The sequence below is a fragment of the Bartonella sp. CL63NXGY genome, from assembly GCF_042194905.1.
GTDB lineage: Bacteria > Pseudomonadota > Alphaproteobacteria > Rhizobiales > Rhizobiaceae > Bartonella.
The window spans coordinates 109,203-123,875 of the sequence record NZ_JBHINK010000005.1; the positions used below are offsets into that span (position 1 = coordinate 109,203).

Sequence of the window (14,673 nt, forward strand, 5' to 3'; positions counted from 1 at the left end):
ATATTTATAAAATATTTAATTGTATTGAGCCTCACTATATTCCAGAAAGGATGTCTCTATGAATATTAAGGAAATACCCGTAGGCAAAAATCCACCAGAAGATATTAACGTTATTGTGGAAGTCTCCCTTGGTGGGCAACCAATAAAATATGAGATGGATAAAAAGTCTGGTGCATTATTTGTTGACCGTTTTCTTCATACATCAATGGTTTATCCTGGAAATTACGGTTTTGTCCCTCATACGCTTTCAGATGATGGTGATCCTATTGATGTCCTTATCTGTAATACCCGTCCACTTATGCCTGGTTGTGTTATCAATGTTCGCCCCATCGGAGCTCTAATGATGGAAGATGATGGTGGTAAAGATGAAAAAATTATTGCCATTCCCACTACAAAATTAACAAAACGCTATATCAATATTCATGACTATACAGATCTACCCGAGATTACACTCAAACAAATTGAACATTTCTTCAAGCATTACAAAGATCTGGAACCTGGAAAATGGGCTAAAATTGAAGGATGGCGTGATAAAAACTTTGCGCATGAATTAATTAAGCAAGCTGTTGAGCGCAATAAAAAAATATAACGATTTTAATAAAATAAAGCCTATTTAAAAATAGGCTTTATTCTTTATTTTTTCTACGAGATGCAATCTCTAAAGGATTGCCATATCTGCTTTAGCTCTTCTAAATGTGTTGAAAAGTAAAGTTGTTTGTAGCGAGATATTGCACCGTTTTTCAGAGAAATAGAAGAAGATGGTATTCTCCATTGCTTGGCAAGAAATTTAATGAGAGCTTTATTCGCTTTTCCATCTTCAGGAACAGCACGAAGGCGTATAACCAGATATTGTTTCTCACCATCCCTACATTCAATCCCTATTATTTTGTCAACGGACGATTTTGGAATGAGATATACAAACAAAATCAAGTTATTTTTATCAACTTGATAAAACATGTATTCGCCTCAAGTAATATTTCTATACATACATGTTTGCGTAAACGCGCCACATAAAAGTACGAATAAAATATATAATAATGAACACTACAATAGGTGAAATATCAATCGTTCCCAAATTTGGTAAAATTTTCCGGATACGGCTTAGAACGGGATTTGTAAGACGATCTAGAAAGCTTCCTATCAAAACAACAAAGCGATTGCGTGAATTTATGATATTAAAGACATAAAGCCAAGAAAAAATGACACTAGCGATTAAAATATCAATATAAATCTCAAAAATCAAATCAATCGTTCGAAGCAATGCATAAATCATGCGTCATCCCTTTCAATCAAGGAAACAGAAGAGCGTATAGAAAACCTTCATTAAAGCAGGTCTGTGTATCAAAAAATGGTTTTATATTTCAATACTCTTTTTTCTTGAATAAAAACCAGATATCTAAATTCTTCATCTCTCTATTTAATGACGATGCAGTTAGAAAACAAATATCAAAATTAAAAATAGAACATACAATAGAAGAAACGGCAAAAAATCTGAATATCCCTTATAGGATTAATCTTAAATCTCATCGTCTTAATTATTAATATATAAAAAACAAACAAACTAAAAACGGCCTTTTAAAGGCCGCTTTTAGTTTTAAAATTATTTCTGCAAAGCAGTCAAACGATTAAGAGCACTGCTAAAACCATCTAGCTGAATAAATAAATCATTCAAAGCTGGTTCACCTGCAGCAGCAATTGTCATCGCCAACTTTAACTGTTTTCCAGAACGTAAAGCTGCTACGTGATTTTTGTCAAAAACGACAGGAACCACACAACCTGCTGGTACACAAGTCCGGATACCGGTTTCGATAACAGCTTTTCCCTCATCAACTTGTAAACGAACAGGCTTAGAAACCAAAATGTTAAAAGGAACTGTTAAATTACCAGATACAACACCCTCAGCATCGAGAGTAAGGCCCATAGCCACAACAACACGCCCCTGCTCATTCACTTCTTGACGGTGCATAAAACAAATTCTTTTCCCTTCTTGTATACCACAGCTAATAGTCCACAAACCGTAGGTTTCAGTCAAAGAAGAAGCTCCATTTGGCAATGTCGCTGCCGCATCTTTTGATGCAGGAGGTTTTGAACTTGTTGCAAATGCAACAGATGAAATACTCAAGAGAGTAAAAACTATAAGTAAATTAAATAACTTTTTCATTTTATATTCCTGTTCTTTACATAAAAGAGAAACATGTTTATTATTTATTATAATATAAAGCATCTTAATAAAAAAAGCTTTCTCGTAATCATATAGCTTTTATAATGGTCTAAGGCTACCTCGAAATTCGCTGACAACTTTCGTATAAACGTGCCTTTTAAAAGAAACAGCAATCAACGGAAGGGTTTCTAGATCAATCCATTTCCATTGATCGAATTCCGCTTTATTGCCATCTGGTGGCGGATTAATCGCAATTTCAGAAAGCTTTCCTGTAAACTGGAAAGCAAACCATTTTTGTATTTGCCCACGATATTTATTTGTTAATGTGCACCCAATAAGTTCTTGTGGAAAATCATAATGGAACCAATTTTGTGCTTCTTTAATCAACTTCACAGATCGAATACCCGTTTCTTCATAAAGTTCACGATATGCTGCATCTAATGGTTTTTCATCTTCATCAATCCCTCCTTGAGGAAGCTGCCAACGATGAGATATTTCAATATCTGCATGAATGGGCATCATTAAACGACGCCCAACCCACACTTTACCGTCATGATTAAAGATAACAATCCCAACACATTTGCGATATGGAAGAATTTTCAAATTAATACCTGCATCCATTTAATATTCCTCAAAATCGCAAGCTATAGATATCAATTCTCACTTCAACACATCCTTATTGGGATCTGGTGGAAATGCTGCATTTGCCATTTCACCTCGTAACAATTTATAAGCCTCATTCAACTGGATATCATCTTTAGGGTCTTTGGGAACAAAAGCAGCTGAACCAGATCCTTTATTACTCTCTCGTTTTCCTTTGATGTGTCCTTTTAATGCAGACTCACCAACTTTTACATCATAACCCTTATATTTTTCAGGGAGTGGTTGCTCTACAATAATATCAGGCGTGATCCCTGTTCCTTGAATAGAAGTGCCAGATGGCGTGTAATAAAGTGCTGTTGTTAAGCGTAAAGCCCCATTTTCACCCAAAGGAATAATTGTTTGAACAGATCCTTTACCAAAAGACTGCGTCCCTAAAATTGTTGCACGACGATGATCTTGTAATGCACCCGCAACAATTTCAGAAGCACTTGCCGAACCACCATTAATAAGGACAATGAGCGGTTTTCCATTGATGACATCACCTGGCTTCGCATCAAATCTTGTCACATCACTCTTTTTGCGCCCACGAGTCGACACAATTTCACCTTTATTGAGAAAAGCACTCGAAACATTAACAGCTTGATCTAAAAGCCCACCCGGATTAAGCCGCAAATCAAGGACGTAACCTTTTAGCTTATCTTCAGGAATTTTAGATTGGATATCTTTAATTGCCGCCAGAAGATTATTCAATGTCTGCTCAGAAAACTGGATAACTCTTAAATATCCAATATCACCCTCAACCCGATATTTCACCGCTTTTACTTTGATAATATCACGAACAATCTTCACTTCAAATGGCTTATCAACACCAGAACGAATAATTGTTAAGGTAATTGGTGTTCCAGGAGCACCTCGCATCTTATTAACAGCTTCATTCAATGTTTGACCATTCGTTTGTACATCATCAATTTTTGAAATAAGGTCTCCTGCTAGAATACCTGCTTTTGAAGCGGGAGTATCATCCATTGGTGAAACAACTTTAATTAAGTTTTTTTCCATAGTGACCTCAATACCAAGACCTCCGAACTCTCCTTTCGTAGAATCCCGCATATCCTTAGCTTCTTCAGCATTCAAATAAGATGAATGAGGGTCCAGTGATGTGAGCATGCCATTGATAGCATTTTCAATAAGCTTTTTATCATCTGGAACTGTAACATATTGCATACGCACACGCTCAAAAACATCGCCAAATATAGCTAGCTTTTTATATGCATTATCTTCATTATTCGCAGCAACAGACTGCACCATAATCATTGAACAGGCGCCGAGCAATACCCCAGCGACCAAAAGAATAACTTTACGAATCATTTTGGCTCCTTCTTATTTTTTCAGTCTGCCACCAAGGAGTTGGATTTACAGGTTTTCCCTGCTTTCTAAACTCAATGTAAAGCATTGGAGAAGTTTTTCCTATATCCAATGCAACACTGTTTGAAATAAATTGCATCTCCATTATACCCAGAGGCTCACCTGAAAGAACAAACTGCCCCTGTTTTACATTAATTCTCGACATTCCAGTAAGAATGATATGATAACCATTTCCAACGTTGAGAATGATTAAATGTCCGTAAGAACGAAATGGCCCAGCAAAAGCAACAAAAGCATCCACAGGTGATATAACAACAGCTCCTGACTCTGTTTCTATCGTTTCACCAAAGCGCGTAATCTGCGAACTTTTGTTAGAGTGATGTATTCTTTTTCCTGAAACAGGAAAAAGTAAAGAACCTTTTCGGCTTTCAAAATTGGACTGTTCTAACAATTGCAAACTTTTCCGTACCTGTACTGATGCATCAGAGCTAAGTTTTGACTGACGATCGAGCTCCAAAATCAATTCTTCCAAAGACTGCGCTTTTTTAGCAAGAGCAATATTTTTTTGTTGCTGTTCTGTAAGTTCTGTTTCTGATTTTTTTTGTAGTTTGTTTTTTTGGTCTAATAAAAGCTCTAGACGTTTTCGCTGCTCTGCTTGATTTTGCAGCTTTGTCTTTAATGCCTTATATTCCGTAGTAATGGAATTACTCAAATTGGTCAACTCCTTGAGTTTTTCTGTTAAATCTCGTGTTTTCTCTTGCATCTGAGGAATAACAGTACCTAATAAAACAGAACTACGTATAGAAGCCAACGCGTCCTCTGGCTGTATCATAAGAGCAGGAGGCGGATTCAATCCCATACGCTCCAAAATTGCAAGAACTTCCGCAAATTCAGCACGACGATTTTTTAAACTTTGATAGACTTGTACCCGCTTTTCTATCATTTTTTTAAGCTTTTCTTCCCTTTTAGCAATATCATCTGCTACTATACGTTCTTCTTTAGCCGCCTTTATGAGTGCATCACTCAAAACACGTTGATCTTTTTTTAAATGCTCAACTTGATGCATAAGAAAAGCAACACGCTCACGCGAAAGTGAAATATTTTGGCGAATTTCTCCTAATTCTTTATGTACTTCCGTACTCCTCATTGTATCTTCCGCGTGCGATACAGAAAAGCAAAAAAACATACTCAAGAGCAGAATGACAAATATGACGCACTCCTCATATAAATATAGCATCTTTCTATGAAGAAGCTTTTTCATTTGCAAAAACCATGACACCTCATCGTATACATTAGAGATGCTTTAAATGGTGTCAGCTAAAACAATATTAATAAACATATAAATAAGTGCTAAAAATTGCACAAAAATATTAAAAACGATGATACGGATGATTATTTTCAATTGTTACAGCGCGGTAAAGTTGTTCTGTAAGAAGAATACGTGCAATTTGATGTGGCCACGTCATCAAACCAAAAGATAAAAGGAAATCAGCACGCTTCTTTATTTGTTCATTATGCCCATCAGGTCCTCCCAAAGCAATGACGACATCTCGAATGCCCTCATCACGATAACACCTCAATTTTTCAGAAAAAGAAATTGACGAAATCGATTCTCCACGCTCATCTAACACAATTAACCGACATTTTTCAGGTAAAAATTCAATAAGTTTTCTCCCCTCTTCCTCCATACGTTGACAAACTGTTTGAGCACGACTTTCTGGTATCTCTTGTAACTTTTTTAAATGAAAGCCTACATCTCCAGAAATTTTAGAAAAACGATCCAAATAATGCTGAACTAATTTTTGCTCCGCCCCACTTTTCATACGACCAACCGCAAAAATAGAAATTTGCATTTTAATGATCTCCGAAGAGAAGCAAAGCCGTATCGTTTAAATCCGGTGTCATCCATATTTTTTCTAAATTATAAAAAAGACGAATTTCTGGACGAAAAAGATGAGTGATAATATCACCTGTATCAATCAATACCCAGTCACCTCCAGCAAGCCCTTCTACACGCGCAAGCCCCTGCCCACTATCTTTCCAAGTATGTAATAAATGATCAGCAACAGACGATACATGACGCTGCGAATTTGCTGAAGCTATGACCATATAATCAGCCAAAGATGACTTCCCTCGAATATCAATAGCAACAATATCTTCTGCTTTTGTATCTTCTAAACTCTTGAGAATAACTTCAAGACTCTCACTAACAGAAAAAACTTTTTTTTCTTTTGAAGGCATAATATCGTAAGAGTGTTTGTGTGCAACGTTTTTCAGATCAATATCCTTTCTTATCGTTGTGGAATCTAAAAAAGAGACTTCTCTAAAGAGAAGCAGAATCTTATGAAATGTTCAAGAAAAATCATTCTTCTTCAAACGAAGGTTTGTTGAAGATTGAAAAGATAAAGGTCCATGCAAATAAGTCCAAACTGGTGGCTTGATAAAAGGTAATCGCTTACTTTTTCTCTCATCCAAACGAAAACGGCGATAAATATGTGCCATAGGAGAAGAAAGTGCTGACCGATTGCCTAAAGGACGATCAATAATCGCAATAGGAAGCATAGAGACGATATCATGCCATCGATACCATTGATGTATCGTCGCAAAACTATCTGCCCCCATAATCCATACAAAATTTACGCCACTGTAATGGGTAAGAATATGAAAAATCGTATCTACTGATACTTTGCTCCCTATAGCCTGTTCAAAACCTGTTAAGCGAATTTTTGGATGGTCAATAAGTTTAAAACTTAATTGCATTCTCTCCTCTAAAGAGGGCAACTGTGTACAATCCTTTAAAGGATTTCCTGGAGTGATCATCCACCATAACTGATCAAGATGCAAACGCCGAATGGCAATTTTTGCAACAAGAAGATGCCCCGCATGCGGTGGATTAAAGGAACCACCAAAAAGACCCACAACATTAGATCTTTCAACATGTGGCATACAATTTTTCCATGGAAAAAATGGTGTTCTCAAGCTCTAACCTGACCATTTCCTTTAACGTGATATTGAAATGATGTTAGCTGTCCAACACCTATGGGACCACGTGCATGCATTTTTCCTGTTGCGATACCAATTTCCATTCCAAAACCAAATTCACCTCCATCAGCAAATTGTGTAGATGCATTGTGTAATAAAATAGCTGAATCTAAATGATTAAAAAAATTCTTCACCACTTCCAAATCCTCAGCAATAATCGATTCCGTATGTCCTGATGAATAACGCTTGATATGAGAAATGGCTCCCTCAACACCCTCAACCGTTTTAACAGAAAGAATAGCATCAAGATATTCATGCGACCAATCTTCTTCAGAAGCTAATTTGACATCTGGCATAAGAAAAACAATATCTTCTGTGGCACGAATTTCACACCCCTTTTCCTGTAAAGCAGTTAAAACAGGAAGAAATTTTTTTAATGCTTGGCCGTCAATGAGAACTGTCTCAACAGCACCGCATATCCCTGTTCGCCGCAGCTTTGCATTTAAAACAATATTGCGTGCCATATCTAAATCTGCCGATTTATCAATATAAATATGACAAAGTCCCTCCAAATGAGCAAAAATTGGAACACGTGCATCAGACTGAACACGAGCAACAAGGCTCTTTCCACCACGTGGTACGATCACATCAATCGCTCCATCCAATCCTTTGAGCATTTCCCCAACGGCAGCACGATCTGTCGTTCCAACCATTTGGATAGCATCTTTGGGTAAACCAGAGCGCTCTAAACCTTGTACCAAAGCTAAATGAAGAGCATGAGAAGAATGAAAGCTATCCGAACCACCGCGCAAAATCGCAGCATTACCTGCTTTTAAGCACAAAGAACTCGCATCAACTGTAACATTGGGACGACTTTCATAAATAATGCCAATCACACCAAGAGGTGTTCGTACACGACTTATATGAAGCCCATTTGGACGCGTCCATTCATCCATCACTTGTCCAACAGGATCAGATAAACGAGCAACTTGGCGAACACTGTCTATCATTGCACGTAAACGCAAATCATCTAATTTTAGCCGATCAATCATTGCAGCTTTCAAATTATTCTGAGCAGCATTCTCTAAATCTTGACAATTCGCCCGTAAAATTTCATCTGACTGAGCCTCTAGACTTAAAGCGATCATTTCTAATGCATTGTTCTTTTGCTCAGAAGAAGCAACAGCTAACGCTGCAGCGGCATAGCGTGCTTTTTGTCCCATATCTTTCATTTGTTCTTCTAAAGTCATCGTAACATCCACTCTGCCAAAACAATAAAAACAAAAGTAACTTTTTTAAACAGTATTGGTCAAGCAACGTATAATCATATCATTACGATGCACCATAGCAGAGCGCGCCTCATACCCAAGAATAGCTTCGATTTCTTCACTTTTATGTCCTATAATGCGTACAGCCTCATCTTTGTCATAGCTTACAAGTCCACGCGCAATCTCAACTCCATCTGTACCAACAATTGCAACCGTATCCCCACGCTGGAAATTTCCCTCAACGCCAATAACCCCTGCAGCTAATAATGATTTTCCTGATTCAAGAGCCCTAATGGCTCCTTGATCAATCGTCAAAACACCAGATGGATCTAAATGACCAGAAATCCATGTTTTCCAAGCATTGACAGATTTCTTACTTGCCGCAAAAAAACTCTTGCGTTCACCTTTGTCAATTGCAGCAAGAGGATTCATACGCTTGCCTGAGGTGATAATCATCGCCGTTCCAGCAGCATTAGCTATTTTTCCGGCTTCAAGCTTAGTCTTCATTCCTCCCCGTGAAAACTCTGAAGCAGCAACATCTGCCATTTTTTCGATATCATGCGTAATGGATGCAACAAAAGGTATAAATTCAGCCGTAGGATCACTATGGGGAGACTTTGTATAAAGACCATCAATATCGGATAAAAGTATTAAAAGATCTGCCCTCACCATTGTTGCCACACGTGCAGCTAAACGATCATTATCACCATAACGAATTTCAGTTGTTGCAACAGTATCATTCTCATTAATAACAGGCACAGCTCCCAAATATAAAAGCGTCTCAATCGTTGCACGTGCATTGAGATAACGCCTTCGCTCCTCCGTATCAAATAAAGTGAGCAAAATTTGGCCTGTTTTGAGCCCATGTTGAGCAAGCGCATCACCATAGGTTTTTGCTAACTCAATTTGCCCCAAAGCAGCACATGCCTGGCTTTCTTCCAATTTCAAAGCCCCCTTAGGAAGCTGTAGCAATGTCCTTCCTAAAGCAATAGCACCTGAAGACACCAATAATATCTCTACGCCTCCTTTGTGTAATTCAACAACATCATTGATCAAGCTTTTAAGCCATTCAACCCGTAAACCTGCCTGAGGATCAACCAAAAGGGCAGATCCAATCTTGACCACAATACGTTTATAGTGTGTAAGTTTTTGCGATCCAACAGCCATCTCAATCAACCTTGCTATCCCCACTGATCTCCTCTTTGCGTGACATTTCAATAATATGTGCACCAGCACGCAGCACATTTTCTAAACCTTCGCGGCTAACCGCAGAAAACATCATAACTGGTTGATCCGCTGCTCTTTGCAAAGCTTCCCGTTTAGCTTCACGCTCTTCAATTGTCAGAGTATCTATCTGGCTTAAAGCAACAATTTCAGTTTTATCACTTAGATTATTTCCATATGCCTCAAGTTCATGACGCACAATTTGATATGCTTTTGCTACATCTTCTTCTTGAGAAGAAATTAGATGAAGCAGTACGCGACAACGTTCCACATGTCCTAAAAAACGATCTCCAATTCCCACACCTTCATGCGCTCCTTCAATTAATCCTGGAATATCAGCCAAAACAAATTCACGACCATCAATACGTACAACACCAAGATGAGGATGTAGAGTGGTAAAAGGATAATCTGCAACTTTTGGTTTTGCAGCCGTTGTAGAAGCTAAAAAAGTTGATTTTCCAGCATTTGGTAAACCAACAAGCCCCGCATCAGCAATTAACTTCAAACGAAGCCATATTGCACGCTCTTCTCCAGCCAAACCTGGATTTGCACGACGCGGTGCCCGATTTGTCGATGTTGTAAAGTGAAGATTGCCAAAACCGCCATTCCCTCCTTTTGCAAGGCGATAGCGCTGTCCCACTTCCGTTAAATCACAGATTAACGTTGTATTATCTTCTTCAAAAATTTGCGTCCCAACCGGAACTTTAAGGATGACATCATTACCCTTCTCACCCGTCATATTACGCCCCTTGCCATGCCCCCCTGTTTTTGCTTTAAAATGCTGTTGGTAGCGATAATCAATCAGCGTGTTAAGCCCATCAACAACAAGAGCCCAAACATCACCACCCCGTCCTCCATTCCCTCCATCAGGTCCCCCAAATTCTATGAATTTTTCACGACGAAATGATACTGCTCCAGAACCTCCATTACCAGAACGAATATAAACTTTAGCTTGATCAAGAAATTTCATTGGAAACACTCACTGAGGAATCAATCTCTTTATCTCTATAGGCAATACATTAGTTTTACCAGTTTTTCATCATTGATAACAGAAAAACTGTCACTATCGCCGATAACTCTTTGAGAAAAAAATCATCACATCTAAATAGGTTAAGTAAAGTCTTCTTAAAAGAAGGCGCTATTCTTGTATTTTTGTTTTTCCCTTAAATTCAAGTGCTAGAAGATAAAGCTCTACTGATTCTGATCGGCTTGCGGGTGGTTTAACATGATAGACTTTTTTAAAATGCTGTTTTAGTATCGTAAGAAGAGTGTTTTCTGCTCCTCCTTGAAAAGCCTTTGCTAAAAAATGTCCCCCAGGCTTAAGAACCGAAAGAGCAAAATCAGCCGCAACTTCACATAAATAAATCGTTCTTAAATGATCCGTCTGACGATGACCTGTTGTTGGCGCTGCCATATCAGAAAGAACCACATCCGGTTTTGTCCCTAAAGTTTCAATTAATTTCTGCGGTGCATCTGTATGCAAAAAATCCATTTCCAACATGGCAACTCTAGGTAATGGATCAACATGTAAATAATCAATACCAACAACGCTAGGATCCTCATCACTTGACCCTACTATACGCTCAACCACCTGACACCAGCCCCCAGGTGCTGCTCCTAGATCAATAACCTTTTGACCTTTTTTCAAAAACCTATAGCGCTCATTAATTTCAATGAGTTTATAAGCCGCACGCGAACGATACCCATCTACTTTTGATTGATGGACATAAGGATCATTCAGATGCCTCTCTAACCATCGTCGTGATGAAGCTTTAATGGTTCCTGCTTTCTTTTTTACGCGCTGATATAATTCATGTGACCCTGAACCTCCATAGCCACCTCTCGGTGTTTTTGTTGTTTTTTTCATCGTTATTCATTGTCTCCATATTTAATTCTCTAACGCTTGAAATCTCTGCTCTTTCTACGACGACACCATACCCCATCGCGTAACATTAGCTCTATCAAAATTCCTTCCCTTAATCCACGATCAGCAACTCTTAAACGCTGACTTGGCCAAACTTCCCGAATAACATCTAAAATTGCACAACCAGCTAAAACTAAATCTGCTCTCTCGCGCCCAATAAAAGGACTTATGACACGTTTTTCTATATCCCATGATAATAGACGTTGTGTCATAAGTGTAATGTCTGCATCCTTCATCCAAATGCCATCCACTTTTTTCCTATCATAACGCTCTAAATTAAGATACATTCCTGCTAAAGTCGTAACTGTACCGGAGGTTCCCAAAAGATGAAACTTCGAACCTTGTGCTAACTCTCCTAATTTATGACGATCTGAAAAATTATTTAATAACCCTCGCACATAGCTTTTCATTTTTTCAAAATCGTCTAAGCTAATATCATTCCCTCCAAAACGTTCAGCAAGCGTAACAACACCAACAGGAAGAGAAGTCCAAGCGATAATTTGTCTAGCTAAACGAAAAGAACGCTTTTGAGAAACATCAAGTAGCACAATTTCTGATGACCCTCCTCCAATATCAAAAAGCACAATTGCGTCAGTATTTGGTTCAACAAGTGTACTACACCCTGTAACAGCAAAACGCGCTTCTGTTCGCCGATCAACAATTTCCAATTCAAGACCTGTCTCCTCCAAAACACGCTGAATAAAATGTCTACCATTTTCTGCAGAACGACAAGCTTCCGTTGCAATCAAGCGATAACGCTTAATATGCCTTTGTTTTAGCTTTAAATGACAAATCTTTAATGCCTCAATCGCACGATCCATAGCTTGTGTATTAAGAAAACCGTTATTTATTAAACCTTCTCCCAATCGTACAATACGAGAAAAAGCATCAACAACACGAAAATATCCAGGTTTACTGGGAGATGCGATAAGAAGACGACAATTATTTGTTCCGAGATCAAGTGCCGCATAAAGAGGTGGAGATTTTACTGAATGGAACCGTCGAAGAAAAGGTGCTTTGAGTTTTTTTGTTTTTTGAGCACCTATCATTATCTGATTATGAAACTCAAAAGCTGCCTCAGATTGAACAAAAACCTGTTTCTGTTCATAATGTTTTTTTCTCTGTTGTCTCTTTATATCAACAAGGACAGAGTATGCCTCTGTTCGTGACAATGCAGAAAGATTATTTGTATTACTACTGCACTGATCATACAACTGATCTGCTTTGGTATCGTATATTTCTCCTCGCTTTAACTCTTTTGAACCATAATTTAACGGGGTCATGTCCCTTATCCCTTGAGCGTTCCCCCAATAAATAAACGCGAAAACCCTTCTGCTCATTCCTAAATAAAGCAATAATGCAGCATCAAATGATATATACAAGAAATCATTCTTTCTTTTTCTATCATTAAAATTTTCTACACTAACATCATTCAGATTTTTGTATAATCTTTCGGTTGTTTCCGTGAAATCATTCATCTCTTTATGAACTTAAAACTATAAATTAATCGTTTACGTTCACATCAATTTTTATAAATTATGCTCTTTTCTTTATACCATTTACACGGAGCACACCTCTATTGTAAAACCTCCACTATCATACTATTTGCTGACTTTTAAGGTTACAACAACCTATACATTAGTACGGTTTATAAGAAAAAAATTTTTTTTCTTTATCCACACACAAACCTCGTTTGTTATATGCAATGAAATGGCTTTGATTATGCTGGAATAAAAGTTCCGTAGTACTACAAAATGCAATTACAATAGCTGTTATTTCGTGAATACCAATAAAAACTATCGTTCAAAAAAACTCTAGAATTATAAAATTTATCTGAAAAATATTAATGCTTAATCAGACCGCATTAAAAATCCATTTGAAGCTTAAAAAAAGAATTTAGTCTACTCATTATTGTAAGGAAGAAATCGAGTATTTCTAATCTTTTTTACTTTTAATAACTAACGAAATCACTCTTTAAGCATTATGGAAAACACTAACTTGATTTTCCATTATATAAAGAACTTACTGTGACTTTATATTCATAAAACTCTCACTCTTTCCAATAAATCACCTTGATATCATATTATATAAAACTTCTTACTTATTGACCTTATAATTTACACTCAAAAATATAATACAACAATTTATGGAAAAATGACTCTTGTTAAAAATACTCGATGGATTCTAAGGACGGAAAGAATTAAGTGCCGCATTTAACCCTTTAAATGGTACAGTAAAAGAAAATACCTTACCTTCTTTAGTTTTATAGGAAATACGTACCTTATTGTTCTGCTCTATTTGTTTAGTCAAAACCGGCCCTACAGGTGATTGTGCCAAACAAACCGTTTCATTACATTGCGTATAATTAATAAGAACAGGTTTTTTAACATCTTTTACAAACATTTGAATCGGAACATTTATATCAGAATTTGGCAATGTTCGAAAAAGCATCACTGCTTGACCACTTGTCGTAGAAACAAGAGACCAACTAAAAATGGTATTTCCTTCTTGATCATGAACCGTCTGTGTCACATTACATATACCTTGCTTATGTTTAAGCTTTTGTTTTTCGTCACAAATCAAAGTCCAATCATAAAATTGCATAATAATTCGACGTGTTTCGCCAGGTTCTCCCTTAGGTATCGATAAGTGCGGTGGATGCACTGTATAAATATTATTATTCTCGTTGGCAAAGCTTTCGCTCTTGCCTATTAAGGCAAGAGCAAACAGCAGAACCTTTACTAACATACTTCTCGTTTTTACAATAACAGCCATTTTTTCTATTATCATCTCAACCTCAGAGTAATTCCAGCGCCTATTCCCCAATGACCTCCAGCACTTGTCACAGATACATTCGAGCGAATATTTCCATCTTCAGATGTATAACCAGCACCAAGAGCAAGTGCAGATTGACTGCGCCATAAACCACTCCCAAATGAAACACTTAAAGATCCTGGTATATCATAGTAACGTAAGTTGGACACCGCTAGACCAATAGCAGCAGCTTGTCTTGCTTCTTTCCGAACATCCTGAATAGCATAATTCAACGTCTCAAATTTCATATCCGTATAGGATTTAGACTCGTTAACAGCATCATTGACAAGACCACTAACTTTCTCATCCGTATACTTATTGGCATCTTCAAG

The 14,673-nt window shown here is 37.5% G+C and carries 17 protein-coding genes; 1 reads left to right on the forward strand and 16 read right to left on the reverse strand.

Annotated features, from left to right (window positions below):
- Positions 1-58: 58 nt before the first annotated feature.
- Positions 59-589, forward strand: a complete 531-nt coding sequence (ppa, locus tag ACFIK0_RS04345; RefSeq protein ID WP_273790629.1) for an inorganic diphosphatase — start codon at positions 59-61, stop codon at positions 587-589.
- Positions 590-642: 53 nt separating this feature from the next.
- Here the strand turns inward: ppa and ACFIK0_RS04350 are convergent, their stop codons facing one another.
- From ACFIK0_RS04350 to ACFIK0_RS04425, 16 genes are all read right to left on the reverse strand, one after another.
- Positions 643-957 carry a DUF167 domain-containing protein gene (locus ACFIK0_RS04350; RefSeq protein ID WP_273790630.1) on the reverse strand — a complete coding sequence of 105 codons (315 nt, stop codon included), beginning with the start codon at positions 955-957 and terminating at the stop codon, positions 643-645.
- Between the two features lie 22 nt (positions 958-979).
- A complete protein-coding gene (locus ACFIK0_RS04355) occupies positions 980-1,273 on the reverse strand; it encodes a YggT family protein (RefSeq protein ID WP_273790631.1) in 294 nt (97 codons plus the stop codon).
- Between the two features lie 327 nt (positions 1,274-1,600).
- Complete coding sequence (locus ACFIK0_RS04360) at positions 1,601-2,161, reverse strand: invasion associated locus B family protein (RefSeq protein ID WP_375663565.1); 561 nt, start codon at positions 2,159-2,161, stop codon at positions 1,601-1,603.
- A 99-nt stretch (positions 2,162-2,260) separates the two neighbouring features.
- Positions 2,261-2,782, reverse strand: a complete 522-nt coding sequence (locus ACFIK0_RS04365; protein ID WP_375663566.1) for an RNA pyrophosphohydrolase — start codon at positions 2,780-2,782, stop codon at positions 2,261-2,263.
- 39 nt (positions 2,783-2,821) lie between these two features.
- The gene (locus ACFIK0_RS04370; protein ID WP_273790634.1) at positions 2,822-4,132 is read right to left on the reverse strand and encodes a S41 family peptidase; all 1,311 of its coding nucleotides are present in this window, start codon (positions 4,130-4,132) and stop codon (positions 2,822-2,824) included.
- Entirely contained in the window at positions 4,122-5,366 is a 1,245-nt protein-coding gene (locus ACFIK0_RS04375; RefSeq protein ID WP_375663571.1) for a murein hydrolase activator EnvC family protein, read from the reverse strand. Before ACFIK0_RS04375 ends, ACFIK0_RS04370 begins: the two co-directional genes overlap by 11 nt.
- 133 nt (positions 5,367-5,499) lie before the next feature.
- Complete coding sequence (gene rlmH, locus ACFIK0_RS04380) at positions 5,500-5,982, reverse strand: 23S rRNA (pseudouridine(1915)-N(3))-methyltransferase RlmH (RefSeq protein WP_273790635.1); 483 nt, start codon at positions 5,980-5,982, stop codon at positions 5,500-5,502.
- Between the two features lies 1 nt (position 5,983).
- On the reverse strand, positions 5,984-6,370 hold the full coding sequence (rsfS, locus tag ACFIK0_RS04385) for a ribosome silencing factor (RefSeq protein WP_273790636.1): 387 nt from the start codon (positions 6,368-6,370) through the stop codon (positions 5,984-5,986).
- A gap of 111 nt (positions 6,371-6,481) precedes the next feature.
- Positions 6,482-7,075: a nicotinate-nucleotide adenylyltransferase gene (locus tag ACFIK0_RS04390; RefSeq protein ID WP_375663567.1), complete on the reverse strand. Its 594-nt coding sequence runs from the start codon at positions 7,073-7,075 to the stop codon at positions 6,482-6,484.
- Positions 7,076-7,104: 29 nt separating this feature from the next.
- Positions 7,105-8,361 carry a glutamate-5-semialdehyde dehydrogenase gene (locus ACFIK0_RS04395; protein WP_375631101.1) on the reverse strand — a complete coding sequence of 419 codons (1,257 nt, stop codon included), beginning with the start codon at positions 8,359-8,361 and terminating at the stop codon, positions 7,105-7,107.
- A 45-nt stretch (positions 8,362-8,406) separates the two neighbouring features.
- Positions 8,407-9,546: a glutamate 5-kinase gene (proB, locus tag ACFIK0_RS04400; RefSeq protein ID WP_375663568.1), complete on the reverse strand. Its 1,140-nt coding sequence runs from the start codon at positions 9,544-9,546 to the stop codon at positions 8,407-8,409.
- 1 nt (position 9,547) lies between these two features.
- Positions 9,548-10,573, reverse strand: coding sequence for a GTPase ObgE (obgE, locus tag ACFIK0_RS04405; RefSeq protein ID WP_375659959.1), 1,026 nt, complete (start codon positions 10,571-10,573; stop codon positions 9,548-9,550).
- Between the two features lie 168 nt (positions 10,574-10,741).
- Positions 10,742-11,470: an RlmE family RNA methyltransferase gene (locus ACFIK0_RS04410; protein ID WP_375629986.1), complete on the reverse strand. Its 729-nt coding sequence runs from the start codon at positions 11,468-11,470 to the stop codon at positions 10,742-10,744.
- Positions 11,471-11,499: 29 nt separating this feature from the next.
- A complete protein-coding gene (locus ACFIK0_RS04415) occupies positions 11,500-12,810 on the reverse strand; it encodes a Ppx/GppA phosphatase family protein (RefSeq protein WP_273790642.1) in 1,311 nt (436 codons plus the stop codon).
- A 901-nt stretch (positions 12,811-13,711) separates the two neighbouring features.
- Positions 13,712-14,317: an invasion associated locus B family protein gene (locus tag ACFIK0_RS04420; RefSeq protein ID WP_273790643.1), complete on the reverse strand. Its 606-nt coding sequence runs from the start codon at positions 14,315-14,317 to the stop codon at positions 13,712-13,714.
- Positions 14,314-14,673, reverse strand: a 360-nt coding sequence (locus ACFIK0_RS04425) for a YadA-like family protein (protein WP_375663569.1), incomplete at its 5' end; no start/stop codon positions are given. The genes ACFIK0_RS04420 and ACFIK0_RS04425, both read right to left, overlap by 4 nt.